This window comes from Actinomadura rifamycini DSM 43936 (genome assembly GCF_000425065.1).
Lineage (GTDB): Bacteria > Actinomycetota > Actinomycetes > Streptosporangiales > Streptosporangiaceae > Spirillospora > Spirillospora rifamycini.
Genome location: NZ_AULB01000015.1, coordinates 1 through 25,645 on the forward strand (window position 1 = coordinate 1; position 25,645 = coordinate 25,645).

A 25,645-nucleotide genomic window follows, 5' to 3' on the forward strand; every position below is an offset into this window, starting at 1 on the left:
ACGACCTGAAGGCCGCCAGGATCTGGGGCCTGGTCCGTGAACTGGCCGCCTCCGGGCTGCTGGTCCTGGCCGACAAGGGCTACGTCGGCGCCGATCCGCACATCCAGACGCCCTACAGAGGCAAGAACAAGCCCGAGCCACTCAAGGACGCCAACCGCTCCCACGCCAAGCTCCGCGGACCGGGCGAACGAGCCAACGCCCAGCTCAAGACCTGGAAGATCCTCACGAAGCTACGTTGTTGCCCCCACCGGGCCGGTCACCTCGCCAAGGCCATCCACGTCCTCCAGAACCGCGAGCTCAACGCATGTTGAAAAAGCTTCAGTATGGGCAAGGCGGAACCAACAAGAAGAGGGAGTCGTGGTGGCAAAGACTCACCTGATACTGAAGCTGGCTCTCTGCACAGTGAGCGCCCTTTCCGTGACCGCCTGCGGAACCTACTTCAATGAATACCCCACCAAAGACCCTCGTGATGTCGGCGCCAGGATGGAAGCCCTGAGCAGAGAGGTTTCAGAAGGTCTCGCAACGAAACCTGCGAGTTCGAGGAAGACCTTCGGCGATCTCTGCGGCGAGGACTGGCAAGAGGAGGAGAAAGTCAGCCCTCTGGATCAGGATCCTTGGAAGATAGATCACAGTCGCTTCAAGTTCCGCTCCGACTTCACCATTCTCCTACAGAGCGGAACGAAAGCTTCCGACATCTACACGACCCTCACGGGCCACTTGAATAAACTAGGCGGATGGAAGGTTGAAAATCAAAACCAAAATGGCCTGGCAGTGGGAGTCAGCGGCACGAAAGACGAGATCCGTCTCGACGCCTTCCAAACCCCCGACGGGAACGGCGGAACGAAGGTGTACATAGAACTGCAAAGCGAATGCTACGAGCATCCGAACGCATGACTCGGCAAGATAGGCGGAAGCTTGCGAACCGTACATCCGAAACATGCGGCAGAGCGCGTCACTCGGCTCGTCTCAGAACTCGCCGACTTCCTGGCCGTGCACGGCGATCTCAACCGTCCCCCGACGGACGTGAGTCCCCAGCCGTGCGACCAGGTCGATGAGACGGTTCCGTTGCCATCACCGGCCGATTCCGGAAGCAGCCCGTTCGCCGCCCCCTGGTACGTGGACTACAGCCCCTACACGATGATGTTCATCGGCTACGTGGACGTGCGGACGGCGATCGGGTTCGCCGAGGTCGGGGGCTCGCTCCGGGACCATGCGAGCGGGCTGGGCTGGCGGATCCGGGAGGCCGTGCTCGTGCCCCGGCACGCGAAGGACGAACCGCGGCTCGTGGTCGAGTCCGGCACCCCCGGGTACGGAGCGCGGATCGTGGACGTGCCGACCGCTTCGGTGCCGCTGAGAGTCGGCATCTTCGCGTCCTCCCCCTGCCTGCGCCATCCCGAGGCCCGCACCGACCGCTGAGGCGTCCCGCCGCCGGCCTCGGCGAGCGCACGGCGCTCGACGTTCGGCACCCGGTTCCGCGATGCCGCACCCGTTCCCCAGGAGATCCTCGTGCGGCACCGGCCGGACCGGACGCCTCGGAACGGGCGAGCCTCCAGGCCGGTGATTTCGAGCGAGGGAGGGAAGTCTGAACCCGTGAACGGCCGGCGGACGATGTGGGGGGCGGGATGCGGGACTTGGTCGTCACGGAGAACGTGACGCTCGACGGGGTGATCGACGCGGCGGGCGGGTGGTTCGACGTCGCGGACGACGCGGCGGACGCGGAGCTCGCGGAGGCGGTGCGGGCGCACGGCGCCGGGGCGGACGCGGTGGTGTTCGGGCGCAGGACGTTCGAGGACATGCGGGGCTACTGGCCGGAGCGGGCGGGCGAGCCCGGCGGCGTCGGGGAGTACCTCGACCGGGTGAAGAAGTTCGTGGTGTCGCGGACGATCGGCGACCCGGGGTGGGCGAACAGCACGGTGCTGAGCGGCGATCTCGGGGCGGAGGTGCGCGCGCTGAAGGACCGTCCGGGCAAGGACATCGTGACGACGGGCAGCATCACGCTCGTGCACGCGCTCATCGCCGAGGGGCTCGTGGACGAGTACCGCCTGTTCGTCCACCCGGTGGTGCTGGGCCGGGGCGCGCGGCTGTTCGAGGAGGCGACGCCCCGGCTGCGGCTGGTGGAGTGCCGGTCGTTCCGGTCGGGGGTGGTGCTGCTGCGCTACCGGGTCTGATCGGCGCCGAGGAGGGGTTCGTCGGCGGCGCGGAGCTCCTGGTTGGGCAGGCCGTCGGGGTAGTCGCGGCGGACGCGGTCGAGGGCGGTGAGCGCGATGTCGAGGTGGTGGCGCTTGCTGGCCTCGTAGAAGGCGCGCGCGCCGGCGGTGAGCTTGAACTCGGCGTGCAGGGGCTTGTCGGAGACGCACAGCAGCGTCGCGTTGGGGATGCGGTAGCGGAACCCGTTGGCGGCGATCGTCGCGGACTCCATGTCGACGGCGATGCAGCGGGCGCTCTTCATCATCGCGAGGGTGCGGCGCTGGTTGAACTCCCAGTTCCGGTTGTCGGTGGTGTGGACGACGCCGAGGCGGTAGCGGGCGGAGGCGGCGTCGAGGCTGTCGAGCAGGACGGTGTTGAGCCGGTGGTTCGGGATGACGGGGATGTCGAGGGGGAGGACCTCGTCGAGGACGTGGTCGGCGCGCTGGTAGGCGGTGGCGAGCACGAAGTCGCCGAGGGCCTGGTGGTTCCGCAGCCCGCCGCAGTGGCCGATCATGACCATGGTGTCGGGGCGCAGGACGGCCAGGTGGTCGGTGATGGTCTTCGCGTTGGACGGGCCGACGCCGATGTTGACGAGGCTGACGCCGGTGCCGTCGGGGGCGGCGTGGTGCCAGGCGGGCATCTGGACGCCCGGACGGGACGGCCCCTCGGCGTCGGGGAAGCGTTCGCGGAACGACTCGACGTGCATCGCGTAGTTGGTGAACAGGACGTGCCGCTGGAACCGCTCGGCGGGCGTCCCGGTGTAGTGGGCGAGGCGGTCGAGGGACAGCGCCATCCGCTCGGGGCCGAACAGGAACAGCTTCTTGGTGCGCAGGTCGACGCGGTCCTCGTCGAGGGCGTCGAAGAAGGCGGGGTCGTCGAACCGGAGGGCGGGGCGGGACGCCCGGACGGACACGTCCGCCCCGGCCTTCATGAGCGCCGCGAGTTCGCGGCGCAGGTAGGGGCGGATCGCGTCCGGCCGGGCGAACTCGCCGGTGATCTGCGGGTTGGCCGTCGACCACGGCCGCCGGACGTCGACCGCGGGGTACCAGCCGTCCGCGGCGACGGCGTCCAGGGCGTCGAGCAGGTCCTCGACGGAGGGTTCGGTTGCCACGGGGGCAGCCTAGGCCAGGTCGGCGGCGGTGAGGGAGACGCCGACGGGGGCCGCCGGGGCGACGCCCATCGCGGCGGCGAGGTTGTGGTGGACGCGCGCCTCGGCGGCCCGGCTCTGCCGTTCGAGGGTCCGGGCGAGGGCCTCGTGGGCCCACCCGTCGCTCGGGTCCAGGTCGAGCAGTCGGCGGAGCGTCCGCTCCGCGTGCCCGAGCTGCGCGCTGTGGAAGTAGGCGCGCGCCAGCAGCTCGACGGCGGACCGGTCCCGCGGGTCGGCGTCGACGATGGGCGCGAGCAGCCGCGCGGCGGTGACGAAATCCTTGGCGTCGAAGAACATCCGCGCCCGCTGGAACTCCTCGTACATCCCGTGCCCCCTTTCCTCGCCCGCCCCAACCCGGCGGGGGCGGCGTTCATTCCCGGGCGCGGTCAGGGGCGGGGGATGTTGCGGAGGTTGCTGCGGGCGAGGTCGACCATCCTGCCGACGCCGCCGGTGAGGACGGTCTTGCCCGCGGAGAGCGCGAACCCCTTGATCTGCTGCGGGGTGATGCGCGGCGGGATGGAGAGGGCGTTCGGGTCGGTGACGACGTCGAGGAGGAAGGGTCCGGGGGCGGCGAGGGCGCGTTCCAGGGCCGGACGGACGTCGGCGGGGCGCTCGACGCGGGACGCGTCGATCCCGGCCGCCGCGGCGATCGCGGCGAAGTCGACGGGTTCGTGGTCGGTCTCGTAGGAGGGGAGGCCGTCGACCATCATCTCCAGCCGCACCATGCCGAGCGACGCGTTGTTGAACACGATGATCTTCACGGGGATGCGGTGCAGCCGGACGGTGAGGAGTTCGCCCAGCAGCATGCCGAGGCCCCCGTCGCCGGCCATCGCGACCACCTGGCGTCCGGGCGCGCCGTACTGGGCGCCGATGGCGTGCGGGAGCGCGTTGGCCATGGACCCGTGGACGAACGAGCCCATGACGCGGCGGCGCCCGTTCGGGGTGATGTAGCGGGCGGCCCACACGTTGCACATGCCGGTGTCGACGGTGAAGATCGCGTCGTCGGCGGCGAGGTCGTCGAGGACGCTCGCGACGTACTCGGGGTGGATCGGCGTGTGCTTCTCGATGTCGCGCGTGTAGGCGGACACGACGTTCTCGAGCGCGCGCGCATGCTGGCGCAGCATCGCCTCCAGGTACGTCCGGTCGTGTTTCTGTTCGACGCGGTCGAGCACGAGCCGGAGGGTCTCCCCCACGTCGCCGTGGACGGCGAGGTCGAGCGGTGTGCGGCGGCCCAGGCGGGACGGCTCGTGGTCCACCTGGATCGTGTTCCGCAGGGGCAGGAAGTCGTCGTAAGGGAAGTCGGTGCCGAGCAGGAGGACGAGGTCGGCCTCCTGCATGGCGTCGTAGCAGGCGCCGTAACCGAGGAGCCCGCTCATCCCGACGTCGTAGGGGTTGTCGAACTGGATCCATTCCTTGCCGCGCAGGGCGTGCCCCACCGGGGAGAGGGTCTTGTGGGCCAGGGCCATCACTTCGGTGCGCGCGTCCCGGGTGCCCGCGCCGCAGAACAGCATGACCTTGCGTGCGTGGTTCAGCGCGCGCGCCAGCTGGTCTACCTGGTCGGCGGGAGGACGGACGGTGCCGCGGCGGACGAGGACGTCGTGGTCGCCCGTGGGGTTCGCGGTGTCGCGGCTGGCGACGTCCCCGGAGAGGGTGAGGACGGAGACGCCGCCGAGGCCGACCGCGTGCTGGATCGCCGTCCGCAGGATGCGGGGCATCTGCGCGGGACCGTTGATCGCCTCGCAGTAGTGGCTGCAGTCGGTGAACAGCCGCTCGGGGTGCGTCTCCTGGAAGTAGCCGGTGCCGATCTGGGTGCTCGGGATCTGCGACGCGAGCGCGAGGACGGGCGCGCCCGAGCGGTGCGCGTCGTACAGGCCCTGGACGAGGTGGGTGTTGCCGGGCCCGCAGCTCCCCGCGCACACCGCGAGCCGTCCGGTGGTCTGCGCCTCGGCGGCGGCCGCGAACGCCCCGGCCTCCTCGTTGCGGACGTGCACCCAGTCGAGGCCGCCGGTGCGGCGGACGGCGTCCACGACGGGGTTGAGGCTGTCGCCGACGACGCCGTAGATCCGGCGGACGCCCGCCCGGTGCAGCACCTCGATGAACTGATCCGCGACGGTCGCCATCGCACCCCCTGGCCTGTTCCGTGATGGTTGGTTCCGTGATGGTGTGGTCACGGAGATGCCCGGTGATCTGCCCCTGACACCCGCGGCGGCGCCCCGTCACGCGCCGAGCCGACGGTGCTTCAGCCCGGACGGCCGCTGGGACAGGAGCGCGGCGACCGCGCAGAGCACGGCCACCAGGAGCAGCGCGAGCCGGAGCGACGCCGCCGCGGCGACCAGTCCGAGGAGCGGCGGGCCCGCGAGGAACCCCGCGTACCCCATGGTCGCCACCGCCGACAGCGCCTGCGACGGGGGGAGGCTCGTCCGCCGCGCGGCGGCCTCGAAGGTGATCGGGGCGATGATGGACAGGCCGAGGCCGACCACGCGCGACCGGGAGGAGTCCGTTCATCAGATGTTCCCTTCGGTGAGGACGACGCTCAGGAAGAACCGCACGTGCTCGTCCACCAGCCGCCGGGCGGCGGCCAGGTCGTCCGGCGTGGCGTCGGCGTGCAGGTGCAGCAGGCGGGGCACCTGGAGCGGCGCGAACAGTTCCCACACGATCTGCCGGGCGGGCACGTCCGTGCGGACGAGCCCGGCCCGCTGCCAGTGCGCGAACGGCTCCTGGAGCCGGTCGCGGGCGGCCTCGATCGACGCGGCGAGGCCGCCCAGTCCGCCGGCGCCGCTGCCGTCGCGCAGCAGGACGCTGGCGAACCGGCGGGCCCGGGGGGCGGACCAGCCCTCCATCACCCGGGCCGCCAGCTCCGGCACGGCCTGCCGCGGCCCCGCCCGCACCAGCGCGTCCACGTCCAGCCGCAGCGCCTCGAAGGAGGCCGGACCGGCCTCGGCGAACAGCGCGTCGTAGATCGCCTGCTTGCTCGCGAAGTGACCGTAGATCGCGCTGTCGCGCACGCCGACCTCGGCCGCGATCTGCCGGACCGTGGTCGCCGCGAAGCCCTGCCGCGCGAACAGCTCCAGCGCCGCGTCCAGCAGCAGGTCGCGGGTGGCCGGGCCCGCGTTCTTCGGTGGCCGGCCCGGACGCCGGGGCGCCGGGCGGCTCGCGTGGGTTTCCGCCATGGCCGTTATTTAATGAGCGCTAATTCAATTTGTCAACGCGCGGCGGGCCGCGGGCCGAACGGCGCGGGTCTCAGCAGCAGGTGGGGTCGCGCGGCACCGGTGGGCGCGCGCCGGACGGGCGGCGGGCGCCGCGGTCGGCCCTCCAGAGCCGCACGAGGCGCGTCAGGCCGGCTTCGAGCTCGTCCGGTTCCTTCCAGAACGGGATGCGCAGGTGGTCCTGGAAGCCGTCCACCGAGGAGAACACCGGCCCCGGCACGACGCTGATGCCGTTGCGCCGGGCCACCTGGGCGAACGCCGCGGTAGCGGTTCCGGGCAGCCGGACCCACAGCGCGCTGCCGCCCGCCGGCTCCGGCCACGACCATTCCGGGGCCTCCACCTGGAGGGTCGCGACGGCCGTCCGGAGGCCGGCGCCGAGCTGCGCGCGGCGCGCCGCTCGTGCCGCCGCGATCTCCCGGAGGCAGTCGGCGGTCAGGAGCTGGCTGAGCACCGAGCTGCCCAGGTCCTCGACCGCCTTGGTGCGGGCGAGGGACTGCACCATGGCCTCGCCGGCCCGGATCCAGCCGACGCGCAGCCCGCCCCAGAAGACCTTGGACGCCGAGCCGATCGCGATCCACTGCGCGGGATCCAGGGCCGCGCCCACCGGGGGCGGCGGACCGCCGGGCGCGAAGACGAGGTCGGCGGGGGAGCCGTCCTCGACCAGCAGCGTGCCGTGGCGGCCGAGGATCTCCGCCAGGCGCCGGGCCTTGCCGCGCGACACGACGGAACCGGTGGGGTTGTGGGCCGCGGGGAGCAGGTAGACCAGGCGCGGCCGCAGGTGCTCGACCACCCGTTCCAGGACGCGGAGGTCGGGGCCGTCGGACTCGACCGGCACGGGCACGAGCCTGGCCCGCCGGGCGCGGAAGACGTCGAGCGCGCCGCGGTACGACGGGTCCTCGACGACGACCGTGTCGCCGGGGCCGACCAGGGCCTCGGCGATGAGCTTGAGCGCCTGCTGCGACCCGCTGGTCACCAGGATCTGGCCGGCCGCGGTGGGGACGCCGAGGTCGGCGTAGTAGGTGCCGAGCGCGTCGCGCAGGCAGTCCAGCCCCGTGACGTGGTAGCCGTCTCCGGCGACGAGCCGCGAGACGAGGCCGGCGTCCAGCCCCGCCATGGCGCGGGCCACCAGCGGGAGGCCGCCGGGGGCTCCGCTGGACAGGTCGACGAGCCGCTCCGGGGCCCGCCCGCCGAACGTGCTGAGCCGTGCGTCGCCGGGCACGGCGATCGCGTCCCCGCCGCGCGCCGCGGAGGCGAAGGAACCGCTTCCCGTGCGGCTGCCGATCCAGCCGTCCTCGCGCAACCGCGCGTACGCCTCCGCGACCGTCCCCCGGCTGACCGACAGCGCGGCGGCGAGGCCGCGCTCGGACGGCAGCCGCTCGCCCGCCCCGATGTCGCCGTGCTCGATGAGATCGGCGATCGCGGCGGACAGCCGCTCGCCGAGCCGTCCGGGCGCGTTCTCCCACCCCTGCAGGAGCCGGACGACGCGGGCGGCCGATGACACCGGCATAGAAACGCAACACCTTTCCAGGCCGATGGGCCAGTTCTCGCAAAATTGGCCCTTGCCGGGCCGGTGAGCGGGCCACAGTATGGCCGACGGACGCACGGCACGAGAGCCGAGGGGGGCGCATGGCGGTTCTGCTGGTGGGGACCCTCGATACCAAGGAGACCGAGTACCGGCTGGTCAGGGACCTGATCATCGAGTCCGGCCAGGACGTCGCGGTCGTCGACACGAGCGTCATGGGCGCCGCCTCGATGGCGGCCGACGTGGCCCCTTCCGAGGTGGCCGAAGCCGCGGGGACGACGCTGGAGGAGCTGCGGAGCGCGGGCGACCGCGGGGCCGCCCTGCGGGCGATGGCGGCGGGCGCCGCGGTCATCGCCGCCCGCATGCACCGGGAGGGACGCCTGAGCGGGGTGCTGGCGCTGGGCGGCAGCGGCGGCTCGTCCGTCGCGGCCGCGGTGATGCGGGCGCTGCCGGTCGGCCTGCCGAAACTGCTGGTGTCGACGATGGCCGGCGGCGACGTCTCCGCCTACGTCGGCGGGAGCGACGTGACGCTCATGTACAGCGTCGTCGACGTCGCGGGGATCAACTCGGTGTCCCGCCCGATCCTCGGCAACGCCGCGGCGGCCATCGCCGCCATGGCCGCCGCCCACGACCGGCGCCGGGACGGCGGGGACGGCGGGGACGGCGGGAAGCCCATGATCGCCGCGACCATGTTCGGTGTCACCACGCCGGCCGTGGAGGCGGCCCGGGCGCGGCTGGAGGAGCTGGGCTACGAGGTCCTCGTCTTCCACGCCACCGGCACCGGCGGACGGGCGCTGGAGACGCTCGCCGCCGAGGGCCGCTTCGCCGGTGTGCTCGACCTGACGACCACCGAACTGGCGGACGAGCTGGTCGGCGGCGTCCTGTCGGCGGGGCCGGACCGGCTGACCGCCGCCGGGGCCGCCGGCGTCCCCCAGGTCGTCAGCCTCGGCGCGGTCGACATGGTCAACTTCGGCCCCGCCGACACCGTCCCCGAGCGGTTCCGGCGGCGCCTGCTGCTCGTCCACAACGACATGGTGACGCTGATGCGCACCACGCCCGGCGAGGCCGCCGAGATCGGCCGCGCGATCGGCGCGCGGCTGGCCGCCGCGACCGGGCCCGTCACGCTCATGCTCCCGCGCGGCGGCCTGTCCGCCGTCGACGTCGAGGGAGGCCCGTTCTGGGATCCCGAGGCGGACGCCGCCTGCTTCGACGCCGTCCTGGACGCCGTGGCGGGCGGCCGCGTCGAGGTGATCGACACGGCGCACGACATCAACGCCCCCGAGTTCGCGGTGGCGGCCGCCGAGCGGCTGCACCGGCTCGTGCGGGCGTCCCGCGAACCGGAAGGACACGCGCGATGAACCGATCCGAGGCACTCGGCAGGCTGGCCGCCCGGCGGGCCGCGGGCCGCCCGATCATCGGCGCCGGGGCGGGCACGGGCCTGTCCGCCAAGGCCGCGGAGCAGGGCGGCGCCGACCTCCTCATCATCTACAACTCGGGGCGTTTCCGGATGGCCGGGCGGGGGTCCCTGGCGGGCCTCATGCCCTACGGGGACGCCAACGCGATCGTGCTGGAGATGGCGGGCGAGGTCCTCCCGGTCGTCAAGGACACCCCCGTGCTCGCCGGCGTCTGCGGCACCGACCCCTTCCGGCTCATGCCCCGGTTCCTGGACGAGCTCCGCGACGCCGGGTTCGCCGGCGTCCAGAACTTCCCGACGGTCGGCCTGATCGACGGGGTCTTCCGGGCGAACCTGGAGGAGACCGGCATGGGGTTCGACCTCGAAGTCGAGATGATCGGGCTCGCCGCCGAGCGCGACCTGCTCACCGCCCCGTACGTCTTCGACGCCCGGCAGGCCGCCGCGATGGCGCGGGCGGGCGCCGACATCGTCGTCCCGCACATGGGCCTGACGACGAAGGGCAGCATCGGCGCGCGCACCGCCATCACCCTCGACGACGCGGTGGCGCGCGTCCAGGAGATCCGGGACGCGGCCGTCGCCGTCAACCCCGACGTCATCGTCCTGTGCCACGGCGGCCCCATCGCCGAGCCCGACGACGTCCGCCGCGTGCTGGACGGGACGACCGGGATCGACGGGTTCTTCGGCGCGTCGTCGATGGAGCGGCTGCCCACCGAGCGCGCCATCGCCGAACAGGTCCGGGCGTTCCAGCAGATTTGACCGGCTCAGCGAAGGAGCAGCACCGTGCACCGCGACCCGAACTCCGTGCCCACGATGGTCTTCGACTGGGGCTCGATCAAGTGGCTCGTCGACCCGGACGGCGTGCCGGGCGCGTCCTCCACCCTCGGCGAGGTGATCATCAACCCGGACCGGGGCCACGACCGCCACGAGCATCCCGGATCCGACGAGATCCTCTACATCATCGAGGGCGAAGGGCGCCAGACCGTCGGCGACGGGCCCGAGTTCCCCGTGACGGCCGGTGACGCCGTCTGGATCCCCAGGGGGACCCTGCACTCCACCTTCAACACCGGCTGGAGGCCCCTGCGGATCCTGGCGACCTACACGCCCGGCGGCGCCGAGGCCGCCCTGCGCGAGGTGCCCGGCTTCGTCGAGCTGGCACCGGGCGCCCACCCCACCTGGGAGATGGGCGGACGGGAGGCGCCCCGTGGGTGAGTTCAGGCGCGACCGCGGCGGGCACGTGATCCCGGTCGCCGAGCCCGAGATCTTCCCCGTCCACCGGGGCAAGCGGTTCATCGTCACCGGCGGCACCGGCGGCGTCGGCGGCGCTGGCCGAGCGCCTCGGCGGGCCCGGACGCGGCGCGCACGGCATCGGCCTGGACCTGCGGGACCCCGCGTCGGTCGCCGCGGCCGCCGAACGGTCCTTCGACCTGCTCGGCGGCGTCGACGGGCTCGCCAACGCGGCCGGCGTCGTCGAGATCGCGCCCGCGCTGCGGCACGCGCGCCCGCTGTGGGAGGCGCAGTTCGGCGTCAACGTCTTCGGCCCGTTCGAGCTGTCCCGCCTGGTCGCCGAGCGGATGATCGAGCAGGGCGGGGGCGGCGGCATCGTGAACGTCGCCTCGGAGGCGGGCAAGAACGGCCACCCGGACATGGTCGCCTACAACGCCAGCAAGGCCGCGGTGATCAACTGGACCCGGGTGGCCGCCGCGGAGTGGGCCCCGTACGCGATCAACGTCAACTGCGTGTGCCCGGGCGGCGTCGCGACGCCCATGCTGCGGCAGGTCGCGGACGCGCACGCCGCCGCCGGCTCCGGCGACGCCGACGCCGACGCCGTCTTCGCCTACATGGCCAACGAGCAGCTCGGCCGCCACATCGCCCCCGTCGAGGTGGCCTGGGCCGTCTCCTTCCTCCTCGGGGACCGGGTGCAGGGGATCCGGGGCCAGAGCATCAACGTCGACGGCGGCGTCTCGCCGTACTAGTCCCGGGCGACGACCGAGCCGGAAGGCGATCAACGATGACCTCGCACGGCGGAACCGTCACCGGCCGGCTCGTCCGCCCCGGCGGCGCGGCGCGGGCGGTGCCGACCACGCTGGAGTTCTCCGCCGCCGACGGCACGATCCGGTCGGTCCGACCGTCCGGCGGCCCGTCCGACCGGGTGGTGCTCCCCGGCCTGGTCAACGCGCACGCCCATTCCGGGATGGCGGTCCTGCGCGGCCTGGGCGACGGCCTGCCGCTGGCGGACTGGCTGGCGGTCGTGATGTCCGCGGAGGACGCGCTGTCCGAGGACGACCTGCGGTGGAGCGTGTCCCTCGCCCTGTGCGAGATGATCCGCGGGGGGACGACGGCGTTCGCCGACATGTTCCACTGGACGGAGCCGCTGATCGACACCGTGGTCGAGGCGGGCCTGCGCATCTGTGCCGCACCGGCCGTCTTCGGGCCCGCGGTCCGCCCCTACCCGGCGGCCGGCGGCCGGGCCCATCCCGAGGTCCTCGACCACGTCGAGGACCTCGCCCGGCGGTACGCCGGCGAGCCGCTCGTCCGGGTCATGTACGGGCCGCACGCGATCTACACCTGCGGCGAGCCGGTCTTCGGCGAGGTCGCCCGGCGGGCCGCGGAGAGCGGCCTCGGCGTCCACGTCCACCTCTCGGAGACGGCGGCGGAGGTCGGCGCGGCGGCGGCCGAGTACGGCCGGACGCCGATCGCGGCGGCCGCGCGCGCCGGGCTGCTCGGCCCGTCGACGCTCGTGGCCCACGCCACGAAGGCCACCGCGGACGACATCCGCCTCCTCGCCGAGGCGGGCGCGACGGTGGCGCACAACCCCCGGTCGAACCTCAAGCTCGGATCCGGGATCGCTCCCGTGGCCGCGCTCCGCGAGGCGGGCGTGCGGGTGGCGATCGGCACCGACGGGCCCGCCGCCAACGACGCGCTCGACCTGCTGAGCGAGCTCCGCCTGGCGGTGTCCCTGCAGCGCGGAGCGACCGAGGACGCCGACGCCTGGCCGCTGGACGAGGCGCTGGCGGGCGCGACCGCGCACGGCGCCGCGGCCCTCGGGTTCGCGCCGACGTCGCTGGCCGTGGGCGAACCCGCCGATCTGGTCGTGCTCGACGCCTCGTCGGTGCGGGCGCAGCCGATGCATTCGGCGGCATCGTTCGTGGGGTGGGCCGCCACGGCCGCCGACGTGCGCGACGTCTACGTGGCCGGGCGTCCGCTGCTGCTGGACGGCGAGTTGCAGACCCTGGACGAGGAGCGCGTCCTGTACGAGGCGCGGCGCATCGCCGACCGCCTCGGCGCCGGCCGGTGACCGGCGGGCGGTGACCGGCGGGCGGCCGCGCCCGGGGCGTCAGCGGAGGAGTGCGCCGAGCCGGGCGGCGGCGTCGACGACGATGCGGCCCAGTTCGTCCTCGTCGGACGCCTCGAACAGCGACAGGCCCACGCTGGTCTGCGTCCGGGCGCCGGGGACGACGGCCGACACGCCGATGATCGCGGAGCGGATCTCGCCGTAGGAGACGGCGAAGCCGCGCTCGCGGGCGAGCGCGACCTCGGGGCGCTCGCCGGGGAGGGGCGGCGCGGCGGCGAGCATCGCGAGGCCGGCCGAGCCGCGGTCGACGGGGTCGAGCTGGCCGACCCGGAACGCGACGTGCATCGGGGCGCGCCGCGGCTCGACGATCATGAGCATCCGCACCCGGGTGTCGTCCTCGCGGACGACGAGGTGGGCGGTGGCCTGCGCGGCGTCGGTCATCTCCTCCAGGACGGGGCGCGCGAGGGTGCGCAGGTCCTGCTCGACGGGTTCGGCGAGTTCGACGAGGCCGGCGCCGAGCGAGATCCGCTTGAAGCGGTCGCGGCGGCAGAGCCGGTGGGCCTCCAGGGTGCGCACGAGCCGGTGCGCGACGGTGCGGTGGACGCCGACGCCCTCGGCGATCTCGGTGAGCGTGAGGCCCTGCGGGTGCCGGACCAGCAGCTCCAGGATCTGGAGGCCGTTGTGCAGCGTCTTCGACATTCCGGAGTCGATCTCGGGGGCCGCCACATCGGGGACCGTACCGCCGCCGGCCGCGCGCATGGGCCTCCTCTTGACGCATGTGAGTCACGTTACCTACGGTGTCCGTACTTCGCACGGTGCGTGCGATATTAGCACACTACACGAGAGGTTCGTTCGATGGACGCGTCGCTGCACCGCTTGTACGGGGCGCAGAGCCACCACATCGACGGCGGCCGGGCGCGCGCGTGGGCGGCGACCTTCACCCCGGACGGCGAGTTCCGCTCGCCCACGTATTCCCGTCCCGTCACCGGGACGGCCGAGCTGACGGCGTTCGCCGAGCGGTTCTTCGCCGACGCGCGGGCGCGCGGCGTCACCGTCCGGCACGTCCTGACGAACGTGTTCGCCGAGCGGGCGGACGAGCGCACCGCCCTCGTCCATGCATACCTGCAGATCGTGAGCACTCCGGACGGCGGCGAGCCGCGCCTGGACCGGATGACCGTCGTCACCGACGACCTCGTCCGGGACGGCGGCGGGTGGCTGATCCGCCGCCGCGTCGTCCACCGCGACGGCGCGCACGACGGGCCGGACCGCGCACCGAACGACGAGCCGAACGACGAGCCGAACGACCGGCCGAACGACGAGAAGGAGCAGCAGCGATGAGCGAGACCGCCGAGCGGGCCAACCCCGGGCGCGTCGTCGGGACCCCGGTGGCGGCCGTGTACCCCGAGCTGCGCGGGAAGGCCGCCGTGGTGACGGGAGCGGCGCGCGGCATGGGGGCGCGGTTCGCGGCGGCGCTCGCCGCCCGGGGCGTGGACGTCGTGGGCGCCGACATCGACGGGGACGCGATGGCGGTCACCGCGAAGGAGATCACCGCCGAGACCGCGGGCGCGGACCGGCCCGGACGGGTCGTGGCGGCGCGGGTGGACGTGGCGAAGGCGGAGGAGCACGAGTCCGTCGCGCAGGTCGCGCTCGCGGAGTTCGGGCGGCTCGACTTCTGGGTGAACAACGCGGGGGTCTTCCCGTTCGCCGAGGTCGGCGACATCACGCCCGAGCAGATCCGGACGACGCTGGCGGTGAACGTCGAGGGGGTGCTGTTCGGGGCGCAGGCGGCGGCGCGGCACATGGAGCCGGGCGGGGCGATCGTGAACATGTCGTCGGTGTCGGCGGTGCGGGTGCGGCGCGGGCGCGGGGCGTACTGCTCGTCGAAGGCGGCGGTCGCGCACCTGACGGAGTCGCTCGCGGTCGAGCTGGGCGACCGGGGCCTGCGGGTCAACGCGATCGCGCCCGGCTACATCGACACGGAGATGACCCGCTGGGTGCGGGAGGACGAGGCGGCGCTGCGGCACGCGCTGGACGCCGTCCCGCTGCACCGGCTCGGGTCGCCGGAGGAGGTCGTCGGGCCGCTGCTGTTCCTGCTGTCCGACGGCGCCCGGTACGTGACGGGGCACAGCATCGCGGTGGACGGCGGGTCCCGGCATGTCTGACGCGGTGCACGCCGACACCGTCCGCTACCCGGGGACCGTGCTGGTCACGGGCGCGGCGGCCGGCATGGGCGCGGCGCACGCGCGGGCGCTGGGCGCGCGGGGCGTGCACGTGTGCGCGGCGGACGTCGCCGACGCGGGGCCGGTCGCCGAGGAGATCCGGGCGGCCGGGGGGTCGGCGAGCGCGCACGTCCTGGACGTCGCGGACGCGGCCGCGTGGGCGCGGGTGATCGGCGAGGTGCGGGCGGAGCGGGGCGGACTGGGCGGCCTGGTGAACAACGCGGGCGTCTCGCGGCGGCTCGGGTTCATGGACACGACCGAGGAGGTGTGGGAGCGGGTCCTGCGGGTCAACCTGACGGGACCGTTCCACGGGATGCGGGCGGCGGCGCCGCTGATGCGCGACTCCGGCGGCGGCTCCATCGTGAACATCTCCTCCATCTCGGGGCAGATCGGCTACTTCTCGCCCGCGTACTCGGCGAGCAAGTGGGGGCTGACCGGGCTGTCGAAGTCGGCGGCGGGCGGCTTCGCCGCCTGGGGCATCCGGGTCAACTCGGTGCATCCCGGGCTGGTCGACACCGGCCTGCTGGACGGCGCGGACGCGTTCGTCGCCTCGGCCGTCCGGAGCATCCCCGCCGGGCGCGTGGGACGGCCCGAGGAGATCACCGACGCCGTCCTGTTCCTGCTGTCGGACCGTTCCACCTACCTCACCGGCGCCGAGCTGACGGCGGACGGCGGCCTGGTGAGCAACGGCCTCTACCACCGCATCCTCGCCGACACCGGAGGTGGCCTCGGATGAACCCGGACGTGATCGTCGTCGGCGGCGGCGGGGCCGGCCTCGCCGCCGCCGCCACCGCGGCGGAGGCCGGCGCGGCCGTCCTGCTGCTGGAGGCGGAGCGGGAGCCGGGCGGCTCCACGGAGCTGTCGGCCGGCATGTTCACCGCCGCGGGCACCAGCGTGCAGCGGGGCCTCGGAGTCGAGGACTCGCCGGAGCGGTTCTTCCAGCACTACATGGACCTCAACCACTGGATGCTCAACCCCGGCCTGATCATGGCGTTCTGCCGGAACGCCGCGCCGACGCTGGAGTGGCTGATCGGCCTCGGGGTGGACGTCCCGGCGGCCGTGTCGCACAACGCGCACATGCCCGGCCTCTGCCAGGCGGGCGTCGAGGACGTCTGGCGCGGGCACGTCCCGCGCGACCAGGGCCTCGGCATCGTCCGGGCGCTCGTGCGGGCGTGCCGCGCGCACGGCGTCGAGATCGTCGCGAACACGCGCGTGGAGCGGCTGCTCGTCGAGGACGGCCGGGTCGCCGGGGTCGTCGCGGACGGCCTGGACGTGCGGGCCCGCGCGGTCGTCGTCGCGACCGGCGGCCTCGCGCACGACCGCGGCCTGCTCGAACGGTACTTCCCGGCGGCGCTGCGGGCGGGCGACGACCTGTTCGTCGTCGCGGCGCCCGGGGCGCGCGGCGACCACCTGCGGTTCGGCCGGCAGGTCGGCGCGTCCGTGGCCGGGGACGGCCAGGGGCTGCTGCTGCCGACGGCGTACTTCCAGCGGCTGCACCACTGGCAGTCGGGCTTCCCGCCGAAGTCGCGGATCCACGTGAACGCGCACGGCCGCCGGTTCATGGACGAGGACGCCTCGTACGCGGTGTCGGGCGGGATCATCGACGCGCAGCCGGGCCCGGTGTGGGCGGTGTTCGACGAGCGCGCCCGGCTCGGGCTGCCGCCCGGCTACGCGCACTGGACGCCGGAGCACGTCGCGCGGGAGGCCGACGCCGGGCGGACGGCCCGCGCGGGCACCCTCGACGGCCTCGCGGCGGCAATCGGCGTCCCGGCGGACGCGCTCGGCGCGGCCGTCCGCCGCTGGAACGGCACGCTGCCGCACGGCCGCGACCCCGAGTTCCGGCGGCACCGCACGCTGGCGAACAAGGGCGCGGACGGGCATCCCGACCCGATCGGCCGGCCGCCGTTCTACGCCGTCCGGATCCTGCCCGCCGAGCTGGTCTGCACCCACGCCGGGCTGGAGATCGACGCGTCGGCGCGGGTGCTGGACGAGCGCGGCGAGCCCGTCCCGGGCCTGCTCGCGGCGGGCGAGGCGGGCGCGGGCGTGCTCGGCCGGCGCTACGTCGGCGGCGGCAACTCGGTGGCGGGCGCCCTCACGATGGGCCGCATCGCCGGCCGCACCGCCGCCGCGCCCGCCGCGCCCCCAGCCGCGGCCGACCCGTCCGCTCCCACCGCGCCGACGGCCGCCGGCTGACGGCCGTCCCGCACCACCCCACCCCACTCCACCGAGGAGAACGACATGGCGAACGGCACCGCCGCCCCCGGGGACGCCGACATCGGCCGGCGCACGATCCGGAAGGTGACGCTCCGGATCATGCCGATCATCGGCCTGCTCTACGTGTTCAACTACATGGACCGCGCCAACATCTCGTACGCGCAGCTCGGCATGGAGCACGAGCTCGCCGTCACGACGGCGGTGTTCGGCACCGCGTCGGCGATCTTCTTCCTCGCCTACGTCGTGTTCGAGGTGCCCAGCAACATGATCATGAAGCGGGTCGGGGCGCGGCTGTGGCTGGCCCGGATCGCGATCAGCTGGGGCATCGTGACGGCCGCGACCGGCCTCGTGCAGGACGTCACGCAGCTCTACGCCGCCCGCATCCTGCTGGGCGTCGCGGAAGCGGGCCTGTTCCCGGGCCTGCTGCTCTACCTGACGCTGTGGTACCGCACGCAGGAGCGCGGACGGGCGATCGCGGGGCTCGCGCTGGCGCAGCCGGTCGCGATGATCCTCGGCAGCCTCACCGGCGGGCTCATCCTCGACCACGTCCACTGGCTCGACATGAGCAGCTGGCGGTGGGTGTTCGTGCTGCAGGGCGTCCCCGCGGTCCTGATCGGCGTCGCCGTCCTGTTCCTGCTGCCGGACGTCCCGGGCAAGGCGCGGTTCCTCAGCCGTGCGGAGGCCGCGTGGCTGGACGGCGAGATCGCGAAGGAGTACACGCCCGAGCGGTCGCACGGGCCGCTCGCCGAACTGAAGGTCGTCCGGGACCGGAAGGTGCTGTACCTCGCGGTCGCGAACTTCTTCGCCGCGTGCGGGCTGTACGGGTTCACGTTCTTCCTGCCCAAGATCGTCGAGCAGATGGACCCGTCGTACTCGGCGACGAACATCGGGTTCCTCGGCACGATCCCGTTCCTGGTCGGCGCGGTCGGAATGGTGCTGGTCGCGCGCAACTCCGACCGGTCGGGCGAGCGCAAGTGGCACGTGATCGCGCTGATGCTGCTCGCCGCCGCGGGGCTGTTCGGGACGATCCAGTTCCGGCACCAGCCGGCGGTGGCGCTGGCGTGCCTGTCGCTCGTCGGGATCGGCGTCCTCGGCTACATGGCGCCGTACTGGGCGATGGCCGCGCGGGTGCTGTCGCGGGAGCACACGGCGGTCGGGCTGGCGGCGATCAACTCGATCGCGGCGCTGGGCGGCTTCTTCGGCCCGTACGTGATCGGGCAGAACGCGACGGCGGACGACGTGTCGGTGGGCCTGTACTTCCCGATCGGCTGCCTGGTGGTGTGCGCGGCGATGCTCGCGTTCCTGCGGGTGCCGCGGGACGAGCCGCGCCGTGCGGCGCCCGCGGGGGCGGCGCCCGCCGCGGCCGCGGAGGCCGCCGGGAAGTGATCAAACCATGAATCGCTTCGGCGCCGTTAGTGTTGCGGCCATGGAGGATCGCGACACCGCCCCGGCGGACGGCCCGGCCGGCGCGGCGGACGGCCCGGCGGACGGCCCGGCCGGCGCGGCCGGCGAGCTCGACTTCTGGTCGTTCGTCGACCTCGCCGGCGGCCGGCTGGCCGAGGAGTTCGGCTTCCCGCACCGGCTGGCGACCCGGCTGCTGCTGACCCTGAACCGGGCGTCGGCGATCGTCACCTACGACCTGGAGTCGACGGTGCACCGGCCGCGCGGGCACTCGTGGGCGGCGTTCCGGCTGCTGTTCGTCACGTGGCTGGCCGGGCCGCTGGAGCCGGGGCGGGCCGCGGCGCTGGCCGGGATGAGCCGGGCGGCGGTGTCGAACCTCGCCAAGACGCTCGTCGCGGACGGGATGCTGGAGCGGGCGCGCGGCGCGCGGGACGGCCGGTCGGTGATCCTGTCGCTGACGGAGCGGGGCCGCGCCGCGATGCTGGAGATCTTCGCGGCCCAGCACGCCCGCGAGAAGCAGTGGGCGGACGTCCTCACCGAGACCGAGCAGCAGATGCTGGTCATGCTGCTGGACAAGCTGATCGAGGGGCGCACGCAGTTCGACGTCCGCGAGCGCAGCTAGCGGCCCGGCCGGACCGGCCGGACCGGGCCGGCCCGGACCGGCCGGACCGGGCCGGCCGGGCCCGCGGGTTAGGTCTTCCCTGCGGCGGAGAAGAGCCGTAGTGTCGGCCAAAAGTAGTTAATGCATTAACCATCTTCGGGAGGCGAGGAGCATGGCGCACTACCGCCGGGTCGGCGACGTGCCGCCGAAACGCCACACCCAGCACCGGGACGGCGAGGGTCGGCTGTACTACGAGGAGCTGATGGGCGAGGAGGGCTTCTCGGCCGACTCGTCCCTGCTCTACCACCGCGAGATCCCGTCGGCGATCGTCGACGCCCGGCCGTGGGACGTCCCGGACGCCGCGACCGCGCCCAACCATCCGCTGAAGCCCCGCCACCTGCGGCTGCACGAGCTGTTCCCCGCGGACCGGTGGGCCGGGACCGACCCGGTGACCGGGCGGCGGCTCGTCCTCGGCAACGGCGACGTCCGCATCTCCTACGCCGTGTCCGCCGCCGCCTCGCCGCTGTACCGCAACGCGACCGGCGACGAGGTCGTCTACGTCGAGTCCGGCGCGGCGACCGTCGAGACCGTCTTCGGGACGCTGCGCGCCGAGCAGGGCGACTACGTGGTCGTCCCCATGTCGGCGACGCACCGCTGGCTGCCCGAGGGCGACGAGCCCCTGCGCACCTACGCGATCGAGGCGAACGGGCACATCGCGCCGCCCAAGCGGTACCTGTCGCGGTTCGGGCAGTTCCTGGAGCACGCCCCCTACTGCGAGCGCGACCTGCACGGCCCCGGCGAGCCCCTCCTGGCGGACGGCACCGACGTCGAGGTGCTCGTGAAGCACCGCACGTCCCGGGGCGTCACCGGCACCCGCATGGTGTACGCGCGGCACCCGTTCGACGTCGTCGGCTGGGACGGCTGCCTGTACCCGTACACGTTCAACATCCGCGACTTCGAGCCGATCACCGGGCGCGTCCACCAGCCGCCGCCCGTCCACCAGGTGTTCGAGGGGCCGGGCTTCGTCGTGTGCAACTTCGTGCCCCGCAAGGTCGACTACCACCCGCTGTCGATCCCGGTGCCGTACTACCACTCGAACGTCGACTCCGACGAGGTCATGTTCTACTGCGGCGGCGACTACGAGGCCCGCAAGGGCTCCGGCATCGGGCAGGGCTCGGTCTCGGTCCACCCCGGCGGCCTCGCCCACGGCCCGCAGCCGGGCGCGTACGAGCGCAGCATCGGCGCCGGGTTCTTCGACGAGCTCGCCGTCATGGTCGACACGTTCCGCCCCCTCGAACTCGGCGAGGGCGGCACCGCCTGCGAGGACGGCGGCTACGCCTGGACCTGGGCGGGCCGGGGACCGGACCGGTGACCGGCATGCCGGACCTCCCCGCCTTCGCCGTCGGGCTCTGCGACGACGCCGCCGTCTTCCCGCCGGGCCGCGCGCCGCTCGCCGACGCCGTCCCCGCGCACCGGCGCCACCGCGCCGCCCCGTACACCGCGCTCGTCGGCCCGCTGATCCTGCCCGCCACCGCGCTGGACGACCTGGCGCCGCTCCTCGACCGGGAGCCCGGCGGCCCCCTGGACCTCGCGCTGACCGCGCCCGCGGGGCCCGCGCAGGCCGCGGACGCCCTCGCCGCCGCCGCCGGCCTGCCCGTCGACCTGCGCGGGCTGGAGGTCGCCGTGCCCCCCGGGTGGACGCCGTCCGACCTGGTCCGCGCCGTGGACGGGCTGCGCACCGACGTCCCGATCCACGTCGAGGTGCCGCGGGACGAGCGCCGTCCCGCGGTCATCGCGGCGCTCGCCGCGTCCGGGCACCGCGCGAAGTTCCGCACCGGCGGCGTCACCGCCGACCTCTACCCGGACCCGGCCGAACTGGCCGCCGCGGTCGCGGCGGCCGTCGCCGCGGGCGTCCCGTTCAAGGCGACCGCCGGGCTGCACCACCCGGTCCGCAACACCGACCCCGGGACCGGCTTCGACCAGCACGGCTTCCTCAACCTGCTGCTCGCGGCGGACGCCGCGCTGGACGGCCGGCCCGCCGCCGAGCTGGCCGCGCTGCTCGCCGACCGCGACGCCGCGTCCGTCGCCGCCCGCGTCGCCGCCCTGCCGCCCGACCGGACGGCCGCGGCCCGCGCGGCGTTCGTGTCGTTCGGCACGTGCAGCATCACCGACCCCCTGACCGAACTCGCGGACCTCGGGCTCCTCCCGGCCGCGCTCACCGAGGAGTACGCATGACCCGCATCGAGGTGCCCGACGGCTCGCCGTTCGGGCTCGCCAACCTCCCCTACGGGGTGTTCTCCACGCCCGGGACGGCGCCCCGCGTCGGCGTCCGCGTCGCCGACTCCGTCGTCGACCTCGCCGCCGTCCTCCACGACGACGTGTTCGCGAACCCGACGCTGAACCCCTTCATGGCGCAGGGGCACGCCCGCTGGGTCGAGGTGCGCGAACGGATCCTGGACGCCGTCGGCGGCGACCTCCCGGCCGGCGCCGTGCACCCGGTCGGCGCCGTCGCCCTGCACATGCCGTTCGAGGTCGGCGACTACGTCGACTTCTACGCGTCCGAGCACCACGCCTCCAACCTCGGGCGGCTGTTCCGGCCCGACTCCGAGCCGCTCATGCCGAACTGGAAGCACCTGCCGGTCGGCTACCACGGCCGCGCCGGGACGGTCGTGCCGTCCGGCACCCCGATCGTGCGGCCGTCCGGGCAGCGCAAGGCGCCGGACGACGCCGCCCCCGGGTTCGGGCCGTCCCGCCGGCTCGACATCGAGGCCGAGGTCGGGTTCGTCGTCGGCACCGGCTCCCCGCTGGGCGCCCCCGTCCCGGTCGGCGAGTTCGCCGAGCGGGTCTTCGGCGCCGTCCTCGTCAACGACTGGTCGGCCCGCGACATCCAGGCGTGGGAGTACGTCCCGCTCGGCCCGTTCCTCGGGAAGAGCTTCGCGACGTCGGTCTCGTCCTGGGTCGTCCCGCTGCTCGCGCTGGAGGCGGCCCGCGTCGCGACCCCGCCGCAGGAACCCGAGCCCCTCCCCTACCTGCGGGAGAAGGACGCGTGGGGGCTCGACCTCGACCTCGCCGTCGAGTGGAACGGGCAGCTCGTCTCCCGGCCGCCGTACCGGGAGATGTACTGGTCGCCCGCGCAGATGCTCGCCCACATGACGGTGAACGGCGCCGCGACCCGCACCGGCGACCTGTTCGCGTCCGGCACCGTGTCCGGCCCCGAGAAGGACCAGCGGGGCGCGTTCATCGAGCTGTCGTGGGGCGGGCGCGAGCCGCTGGAGGTCGCGGGCGAGCCCCGCACGTTCCTGATGGACGGCGACGAGGTCGTCCTGTCGGCGACGGCCCCGGCGGCGGACGGCGGCCGCCTCGGCTTCGGCGAGGTCCGCGGCCGCGTTTACCCGGCCCGCTGACCACCGCACCGCCCGCGGCGGCCCGCGCGCACGGGCCGCCGCGGGCGGGCGCTCAGGACGTCACGGCGCACTGCCCGCGGTCGGCGCGGCGCGGCCCCTCCGCGGACGGGCGGACGTCGAAGTCGAAGATCGCCGTCGGCAGGTACAGCGAGCAGCAGGCGTTCGGGATGTCGACGACGCCGCTGAGCCGCCCGTCGATCGGCGCGGCGCAGAGCAGCAGGTACGCCTGCTCGCCGGTGTACCCGAACTTCCCCAGGTACTCGATCGCGTTCAGGCAGGCGTTGCGGTAGGCGAGCGTCGCGTCGGTGAACGCGTTGGTGTCGGTCTCGTGGTCGACCGAGATGCCGATGAACGAGATGAACTCGTCGTACCGGGGCTCGACGTTGCCGGGCAGGAAGACCGGGTTGGTCGTCACGCCGTACTTCTCCATGCCGCCCTTGATCAGGTCGATGCCGAGGTCGACGAACCCGCCCATCTCGATGGCGCCGCAGAAGGTGATCTCGCCGTCGCCCTGGCTGAAGTGCAGGTCGCCGCCGGACAGCAGCGCGCCCGGGACGAACACGGGGAAGAAGACCCGCGAGCCGCGGCTGAAGTTCTTGATGTCCTGGTTGCCGCCGTTCTCCCGGGGCGGGATGGTCCGGGCACCCTCCCGGCCGACCCGTTCGAGGTCGGCGCCGGTCAGGGTCCCCGCGAGGACGTCCCGCGGTTCGGGCGGCATCGCGAGCGGCGGCACCCGGTCGGGGTCGGTGTCGATGAGGGCCTGCTCGCGCGCGTTCCAGCGGGCCAGCATGTCGGCGGACGGCGCGGTGCCGAGCAGGCCGGGATGCGTGATGCCCGTGAACCGGACGCCGGGGATGTGGCGGGACGACGCGGTCTGCCCGCGGAAGTCCCAGATCGCCTTGTAGGCGTCGGGGAACCGGTCGGTGAGGAAGCCGCCGCCGTTGTGCCGGTCGAAGACGCCGGTGTACCCCCAGCCCTGGCCCGCGATGTCCCCGGTCTCCTGCGGGACGGGCCCGATGTCGAGGACGTCCACGACGAGCAGGTCGCCGGGCTCGGCGCCCTCCACCGCGATCGGGCCGCTCAGCATGTGGTTGACGTTCAGGTTCAGGTCGCGGATGTCGTTCGCCGAGTCGTTGTTCCCGACCTGGCCGTCCATCCACTCCCGGCTCTCGAGGCGGATCTCCGCCCCGGGGCGCACGGTGGCCGCGGGCGGGATGTCGGGATGCCACCGGTTGTGGCCGGGCACGTCCTGGTCGCGCATCGACCGCGCCTGGTCCACGCTGAACACGACTTCGGGCATGGCTTCCTCCGTAGGTCAGGGACGGGGCAACCGGTCCCGCCGCGGGTCGGCGGAGGGCGCGGGCGGGCGCGGGCGGGCGTCCCGCCGGACGACCCGCGGCTCGCCGGCGCTCGCCTCCCCGGCGTCCAGCGCCCGCGCCAGCGCCGCCGGCGTGCGGCGGACGAGCGGCGGCGTGAACACGCGGGGCGCCGCGCGGCCGCACCCCGGGCACGGCTCCGCGGCCTCGGCCGTCCCGATCGGGCGGGCGACGTCGAACGCCCCGCACTCCGAACACCGGTATCGGTAGATCGCCACGGTTGCCCCCCAATGCCTCCGTTGGCCGACTATTCCGCCAGGTAGCACACCTAAACGAGCGAACCTCGCAGGTCAGGCGGCATCGAAGAAGGCGGCGAACGGGTCGTCGAGGACCGCGCCGGACTCGTCCGGGCCCAGCAGGCACGCGTCCAGCAGCGCGTGGATGCGGTCGGCGTCGATGCCCGGCCCGGTCATCACCAGGTGCTGGACGCGGTCGCCGTGCTCGGCCGACCAGTCGAGCGCGGCGGCGACCCGGCGGGCGGGCCGCACCTCGTCCCACGCGGCCTCGGGCAGCGCGGCGAGCCACACCCCGGCGTCCGCCAGCGTGACGACGCCCGCCACCGCGTCCCACGCGAGCATCCGGTCGGGCCGGTTCGTCAGCCAGAACCGTCCCCGGCTGCGCACCGACTCGGCGGCGAGGACGTCCATGGCGGCGAAGAACCGCGCCGGGTGCAGGGGCGCGGTGCGGCGCCACACGACCGTGTCGGCGGTGGGGCTGTGCGCCGGGCAGGGCAGCAGCGCGGTGGCGGGGTCGACCCGGTCGGCGAGCTCGCGGGTGCACAGCGCGGGGCCGGTGACCTCCGGCGGCGGGTCGCCGGGCAGGACGACCGGCGTGAGCGGGGCCAGGTGCCGCAGGACGTCGCGGCACACCAGCAGATCGTCCTCGCCCGCGCCGAGGCCGGGCACGGCGAGCGCGGTCGCGTACTCGATCTGGTGGGCCAGCACCCCGGCCAGGTAGCGCCCGTCGCCGGGGGCGACCGGCGCGCCCGTCTCCGCGAGCCGCTCGCCCCGGCAGATGTCGACGGGCATCAGCTCGGCGTCCACCGCGGTCAGGACGGCCGTGAGCCGGAGCCGGTCGCGCAGCGCGGGAGCGTCGAGGGCCTCGGCGACCGTCCGCGGCTCCACGCAGTCCCACAGGTCGACCACCAGGGGCCCGGCGTGCGCGGCACGGCGCAGCAGCTCGGGGACCAGGTCCTCCCGGACCGTGCACGTCACGCACCCGTGGTCGAGCCTGACCACCGCGCGGTCGAGCACCGCGCGGCCGTCCCGGACCGTCCGCGTGACGAGCCCGCCGGGCATCGCCCGCAGGTCGTGGTGGACGGCGACGGCGCGGGGGTGCCCGCGCAGCAGCCGGTCGACGACGGCGGTCCGCGCGGCGGCGTGCACCCCGGCCACCAGCACGACGGGTACGGACATGACGACCTCCATATGAAAATGATTATCGCTATCATGCCATGTCGAACGGAGATCCGATGGCCCGCGGAGCCCGCGATCGATGCGACCGCCGCAGGCGCGTCCTCTACAGACAGGAACACCGGCCGCGCCCCCGGCATGCCGCGCGGTTCCTCGCGAGGGCAGGCGACCTCCCGCGACCGCCCCACGAGCAGGGGGGCCGGGGCGGCAGGGGGTCAAACCGCGGTAGTACCTCGGTATGGCACCGTGG

The 25,645-nt window shown here is 74.1% G+C and carries 28 protein-coding genes; 18 read left to right on the plus strand and 10 right to left on the minus strand.

Annotated elements, in window-relative coordinates; genetic code table 11:
- The 4 genes from H505_RS0115130 to H505_RS0115140 form a co-directional block, all read left to right on the plus strand.
- A partial coding sequence (locus tag H505_RS0115130; RefSeq protein WP_026402678.1) for a transposase family protein occupies positions 1 to 311 on the plus strand: 311 nt, incomplete at its 5' end.
- A 49-nt stretch (positions 312 to 360) separates the two neighbouring features.
- Positions 361 to 894 carry a hypothetical protein gene (locus H505_RS49845; protein ID WP_157433003.1) on the plus strand — a complete coding sequence of 178 codons (534 nt, stop codon included), beginning with the start codon at positions 361 to 363 and terminating at the stop codon, positions 892 to 894.
- A 171-nt stretch (positions 895 to 1,065) separates the two neighbouring features.
- Complete coding sequence (locus H505_RS0115135) at positions 1,066 to 1,416, plus strand: hypothetical protein (protein ID WP_157433004.1); 351 nt, start codon at positions 1,066 to 1,068, stop codon at positions 1,414 to 1,416.
- A 206-nt stretch (positions 1,417 to 1,622) separates the two neighbouring features.
- On the plus strand, positions 1,623 to 2,168 hold the full coding sequence (locus H505_RS0115140) for a dihydrofolate reductase family protein (RefSeq protein ID WP_026402680.1): 546 nt from the start codon (positions 1,623 to 1,625) through the stop codon (positions 2,166 to 2,168).
- Here the strand turns inward: H505_RS0115140 and H505_RS41965 are convergent.
- The 6 genes from H505_RS41965 to H505_RS41975 all read right to left on the minus strand — a co-directional run bounded on the left by H505_RS41965 (position 2,156) and on the right by H505_RS41975 (position 8,047).
- Positions 2,156 to 3,298, minus strand: coding sequence for a phosphorylase family protein (locus tag H505_RS41965; protein WP_051300710.1), 1,143 nt, complete (start codon positions 3,296 to 3,298; stop codon positions 2,156 to 2,158). The two genes, H505_RS0115140 and H505_RS41965, sit on opposite strands and share 13 nt — an antisense overlap.
- Positions 3,299 to 3,307: 9 nt before the next feature.
- Positions 3,308 to 3,658: a tetratricopeptide repeat protein gene (locus H505_RS0115150; RefSeq protein WP_026402681.1), complete on the minus strand. Its 351-nt coding sequence runs from the start codon at positions 3,656 to 3,658 to the stop codon at positions 3,308 to 3,310.
- A 62-nt stretch (positions 3,659 to 3,720) separates the two neighbouring features.
- On the minus strand, positions 3,721 to 5,454 hold the full coding sequence (locus H505_RS0115155) for a pyruvate dehydrogenase (RefSeq protein WP_026402682.1): 1,734 nt from the start codon (positions 5,452 to 5,454) through the stop codon (positions 3,721 to 3,723).
- Between the two features lie 96 nt (positions 5,455 to 5,550).
- Complete coding sequence (locus tag H505_RS0115160) at positions 5,551 to 5,814, minus strand: hypothetical protein (protein WP_026402683.1); 264 nt, start codon at positions 5,812 to 5,814, stop codon at positions 5,551 to 5,553.
- 24 nt (positions 5,815 to 5,838) lie between these two features.
- The gene (locus H505_RS47670) at positions 5,839 to 6,504 is read right to left on the minus strand and encodes a TetR/AcrR family transcriptional regulator (protein ID WP_051300711.1); all 666 of its coding nucleotides are present in this window, start codon (positions 6,502 to 6,504) and stop codon (positions 5,839 to 5,841) included.
- Between the two features lie 70 nt (positions 6,505 to 6,574).
- Positions 6,575 to 8,047 carry an aminotransferase-like domain-containing protein gene (locus tag H505_RS41975; protein WP_051300712.1) on the minus strand — a complete coding sequence of 491 codons (1,473 nt, stop codon included), beginning with the start codon at positions 8,045 to 8,047 and terminating at the stop codon, positions 6,575 to 6,577.
- A 119-nt stretch (positions 8,048 to 8,166) separates the two neighbouring features.
- Between H505_RS41975 and H505_RS41980 the strand changes: the two genes are divergently transcribed.
- The 5 genes from H505_RS41980 (at position 8,167) to H505_RS41990 (ending at position 12,771) form a co-directional block, all read left to right on the plus strand.
- Positions 8,167 to 9,420: a Tm-1-like ATP-binding domain-containing protein gene (locus tag H505_RS41980; RefSeq protein ID WP_034518040.1), complete on the plus strand. Its 1,254-nt coding sequence runs from the start codon at positions 8,167 to 8,169 to the stop codon at positions 9,418 to 9,420.
- The gene (locus tag H505_RS0115180) at positions 9,417 to 10,232 is read left to right on the plus strand and encodes a phosphoenolpyruvate hydrolase family protein (RefSeq protein ID WP_026402685.1); all 816 of its coding nucleotides are present in this window, start codon (positions 9,417 to 9,419) and stop codon (positions 10,230 to 10,232) included. The genes H505_RS41980 and H505_RS0115180 overlap by 4 nt, the downstream gene beginning before the upstream one ends.
- Positions 10,233 to 10,256: 24 nt before the next feature.
- Positions 10,257 to 10,685 (plus strand): cupin domain-containing protein, encoded by a 429-nt coding sequence (locus H505_RS0115185; RefSeq protein ID WP_026402686.1) that lies wholly within the window; start codon positions 10,257 to 10,259, stop codon positions 10,683 to 10,685.
- A gap of 161 nt (positions 10,686 to 10,846) precedes the next feature.
- Positions 10,847 to 11,449 (plus strand): SDR family NAD(P)-dependent oxidoreductase, encoded by a 603-nt coding sequence (locus H505_RS48970; RefSeq protein WP_245592536.1) that lies wholly within the window; start codon positions 10,847 to 10,849, stop codon positions 11,447 to 11,449.
- 35 nt (positions 11,450 to 11,484) lie between these two features.
- A complete protein-coding gene (locus tag H505_RS41990; RefSeq protein ID WP_051300714.1) occupies positions 11,485 to 12,771 on the plus strand; it encodes an amidohydrolase family protein in 1,287 nt (428 codons plus the stop codon).
- A gap of 39 nt (positions 12,772 to 12,810) precedes the next feature.
- Here H505_RS41990 and H505_RS0115205 read toward each other — a convergent pair whose 3' ends face one another.
- Entirely contained in the window at positions 12,811 to 13,494 is a 684-nt protein-coding gene (locus H505_RS0115205) for an IclR family transcriptional regulator (RefSeq protein WP_026402688.1), read from the minus strand.
- Positions 13,495 to 13,623: 129 nt separating this feature from the next.
- On the opposite strand from H505_RS0115205, the gene H505_RS41995 reads away from it, so the two are divergent.
- The 9 genes from H505_RS41995 to fahA all read left to right on the plus strand — a co-directional run bounded on the left by H505_RS41995 (position 13,624) and on the right by fahA (position 22,607).
- Positions 13,624 to 14,106, plus strand: a complete 483-nt coding sequence (locus tag H505_RS41995) for a nuclear transport factor 2 family protein (protein WP_064743641.1) — start codon at positions 13,624 to 13,626, stop codon at positions 14,104 to 14,106.
- Positions 14,103 to 14,930 carry an SDR family NAD(P)-dependent oxidoreductase gene (locus H505_RS0115215; RefSeq protein WP_026402689.1) on the plus strand — a complete coding sequence of 276 codons (828 nt, stop codon included), beginning with the start codon at positions 14,103 to 14,105 and terminating at the stop codon, positions 14,928 to 14,930. Before H505_RS41995 ends, H505_RS0115215 begins: the two co-directional genes overlap by 4 nt.
- On the plus strand, positions 14,923 to 15,723 hold the full coding sequence (locus H505_RS0115220; RefSeq protein WP_026402690.1) for an SDR family NAD(P)-dependent oxidoreductase: 801 nt from the start codon (positions 14,923 to 14,925) through the stop codon (positions 15,721 to 15,723). The genes H505_RS0115215 and H505_RS0115220 overlap by 8 nt, the downstream gene beginning before the upstream one ends.
- Entirely contained in the window at positions 15,720 to 17,180 is a 1,461-nt protein-coding gene (locus H505_RS0115225) for an FAD-dependent oxidoreductase (RefSeq protein WP_026402691.1), read from the plus strand. Before H505_RS0115220 ends, H505_RS0115225 begins: the two co-directional genes overlap by 4 nt.
- Positions 17,181 to 17,225: 45 nt before the next feature.
- Positions 17,226 to 18,587: an MFS transporter gene (locus tag H505_RS0115230; protein ID WP_026402692.1), complete on the plus strand. Its 1,362-nt coding sequence runs from the start codon at positions 17,226 to 17,228 to the stop codon at positions 18,585 to 18,587.
- A gap of 40 nt (positions 18,588 to 18,627) precedes the next feature.
- Positions 18,628 to 19,224, plus strand: a complete 597-nt coding sequence (locus H505_RS42000) for a MarR family winged helix-turn-helix transcriptional regulator (protein WP_051300716.1) — start codon at positions 18,628 to 18,630, stop codon at positions 19,222 to 19,224.
- 151 nt (positions 19,225 to 19,375) lie between these two features.
- On the plus strand, positions 19,376 to 20,575 hold the full coding sequence (locus tag H505_RS0115240) for a homogentisate 1,2-dioxygenase (RefSeq protein ID WP_026402693.1): 1,200 nt from the start codon (positions 19,376 to 19,378) through the stop codon (positions 20,573 to 20,575).
- A 5-nt stretch (positions 20,576 to 20,580) separates the two neighbouring features.
- Positions 20,581 to 21,438, plus strand: coding sequence for a hypothetical protein (locus tag H505_RS0115245; protein ID WP_026402694.1), 858 nt, complete (start codon positions 20,581 to 20,583; stop codon positions 21,436 to 21,438).
- Positions 21,435 to 22,607, plus strand: coding sequence for a fumarylacetoacetase (gene fahA / locus H505_RS0115250; RefSeq protein WP_026402695.1), 1,173 nt, complete (start codon positions 21,435 to 21,437; stop codon positions 22,605 to 22,607). The genes H505_RS0115245 and fahA overlap by 4 nt, the downstream gene beginning before the upstream one ends.
- 52 nt (positions 22,608 to 22,659) lie before the next feature.
- Here fahA and fmdA read toward each other — a convergent pair whose 3' ends face one another.
- From fmdA to H505_RS0115265, 3 genes are all read right to left on the minus strand, one after another.
- Positions 22,660 to 23,907 (minus strand): formamidase, encoded by a 1,248-nt coding sequence (gene fmdA, locus H505_RS0115255; RefSeq protein WP_026402696.1) that lies wholly within the window; start codon positions 23,905 to 23,907, stop codon positions 22,660 to 22,662.
- A 15-nt stretch (positions 23,908 to 23,922) separates the two neighbouring features.
- Positions 23,923 to 24,201 (minus strand): FmdB family zinc ribbon protein, encoded by a 279-nt coding sequence (locus H505_RS0115260; RefSeq protein WP_026402697.1) that lies wholly within the window; start codon positions 24,199 to 24,201, stop codon positions 23,923 to 23,925.
- A 72-nt stretch (positions 24,202 to 24,273) separates the two neighbouring features.
- Positions 24,274 to 25,398, minus strand: a complete 1,125-nt coding sequence (locus tag H505_RS0115265) for a CobW family GTP-binding protein (protein WP_233617499.1) — start codon at positions 25,396 to 25,398, stop codon at positions 24,274 to 24,276.
- Between the last annotated feature and the right edge of the window lie 247 nt (positions 25,399 to 25,645).

Excerpts from the sequence above, each read along its gene's own strand:
- H505_RS0115140 (WP_026402680.1), top strand. The coding sequence starts at position 1,623 with ATGCGGGACTTGGTCGTCACGGAGAACGTGACGCTCGACGGGGTGATC.
- H505_RS0115150 (WP_026402681.1), bottom strand. The coding sequence starts at position 3,658 with ATGTACGAGGAGTTCCAGCGGGCGCGGATGTTCTTCGACGCCAAGGAT.
- H505_RS0115155 (WP_026402682.1), bottom strand. The coding sequence starts at position 5,454 with ATGGCGACCGTCGCGGATCAGTTCATCGAGGTGCTGCACCGGGCGGGC.
- H505_RS47670 (WP_051300711.1), bottom strand. The coding sequence starts at position 6,504 with ATGGCGGAAACCCACGCGAGCCGCCCGGCGCCCCGGCGTCCGGGCCGG.
- H505_RS41975 (WP_051300712.1), bottom strand. The coding sequence starts at position 8,047 with ATGCCGGTGTCATCGGCCGCCCGCGTCGTCCGGCTCCTGCAGGGGTGG.
- H505_RS41980 (WP_034518040.1), top strand. The coding sequence starts at position 8,167 with ATGGCGGTTCTGCTGGTGGGGACCCTCGATACCAAGGAGACCGAGTAC.
- H505_RS0115180 (WP_026402685.1), top strand. The coding sequence starts at position 9,417 with ATGAACCGATCCGAGGCACTCGGCAGGCTGGCCGCCCGGCGGGCCGCG.
- H505_RS41990 (WP_051300714.1), top strand. The coding sequence starts at position 11,485 with ATGACCTCGCACGGCGGAACCGTCACCGGCCGGCTCGTCCGCCCCGGC.
- H505_RS41995 (WP_064743641.1), top strand. The coding sequence starts at position 13,624 with ATGGACGCGTCGCTGCACCGCTTGTACGGGGCGCAGAGCCACCACATC.
- H505_RS0115215 (WP_026402689.1), top strand. The coding sequence starts at position 14,103 with ATGAGCGAGACCGCCGAGCGGGCCAACCCCGGGCGCGTCGTCGGGACC.
- H505_RS0115220 (WP_026402690.1), top strand. The coding sequence starts at position 14,923 with ATGTCTGACGCGGTGCACGCCGACACCGTCCGCTACCCGGGGACCGTG.
- H505_RS0115225 (WP_026402691.1), top strand. The coding sequence starts at position 15,720 with ATGAACCCGGACGTGATCGTCGTCGGCGGCGGCGGGGCCGGCCTCGCC.
- H505_RS0115230 (WP_026402692.1), top strand. The coding sequence starts at position 17,226 with ATGGCGAACGGCACCGCCGCCCCCGGGGACGCCGACATCGGCCGGCGC.
- H505_RS42000 (WP_051300716.1), top strand. The coding sequence starts at position 18,628 with ATGGAGGATCGCGACACCGCCCCGGCGGACGGCCCGGCCGGCGCGGCG.
- H505_RS0115240 (WP_026402693.1), top strand. The coding sequence starts at position 19,376 with ATGGCGCACTACCGCCGGGTCGGCGACGTGCCGCCGAAACGCCACACC.
- H505_RS0115245 (WP_026402694.1), top strand. The coding sequence starts at position 20,581 with ATGCCGGACCTCCCCGCCTTCGCCGTCGGGCTCTGCGACGACGCCGCC.
- fahA (WP_026402695.1), top strand. The coding sequence starts at position 21,435 with ATGACCCGCATCGAGGTGCCCGACGGCTCGCCGTTCGGGCTCGCCAAC.
- fmdA (WP_026402696.1), bottom strand. The coding sequence starts at position 23,907 with ATGCCCGAAGTCGTGTTCAGCGTGGACCAGGCGCGGTCGATGCGCGAC.
- H505_RS0115265 (WP_233617499.1), bottom strand. The coding sequence starts at position 25,398 with ATGTCCGTACCCGTCGTGCTGGTGGCCGGGGTGCACGCCGCCGCGCGG.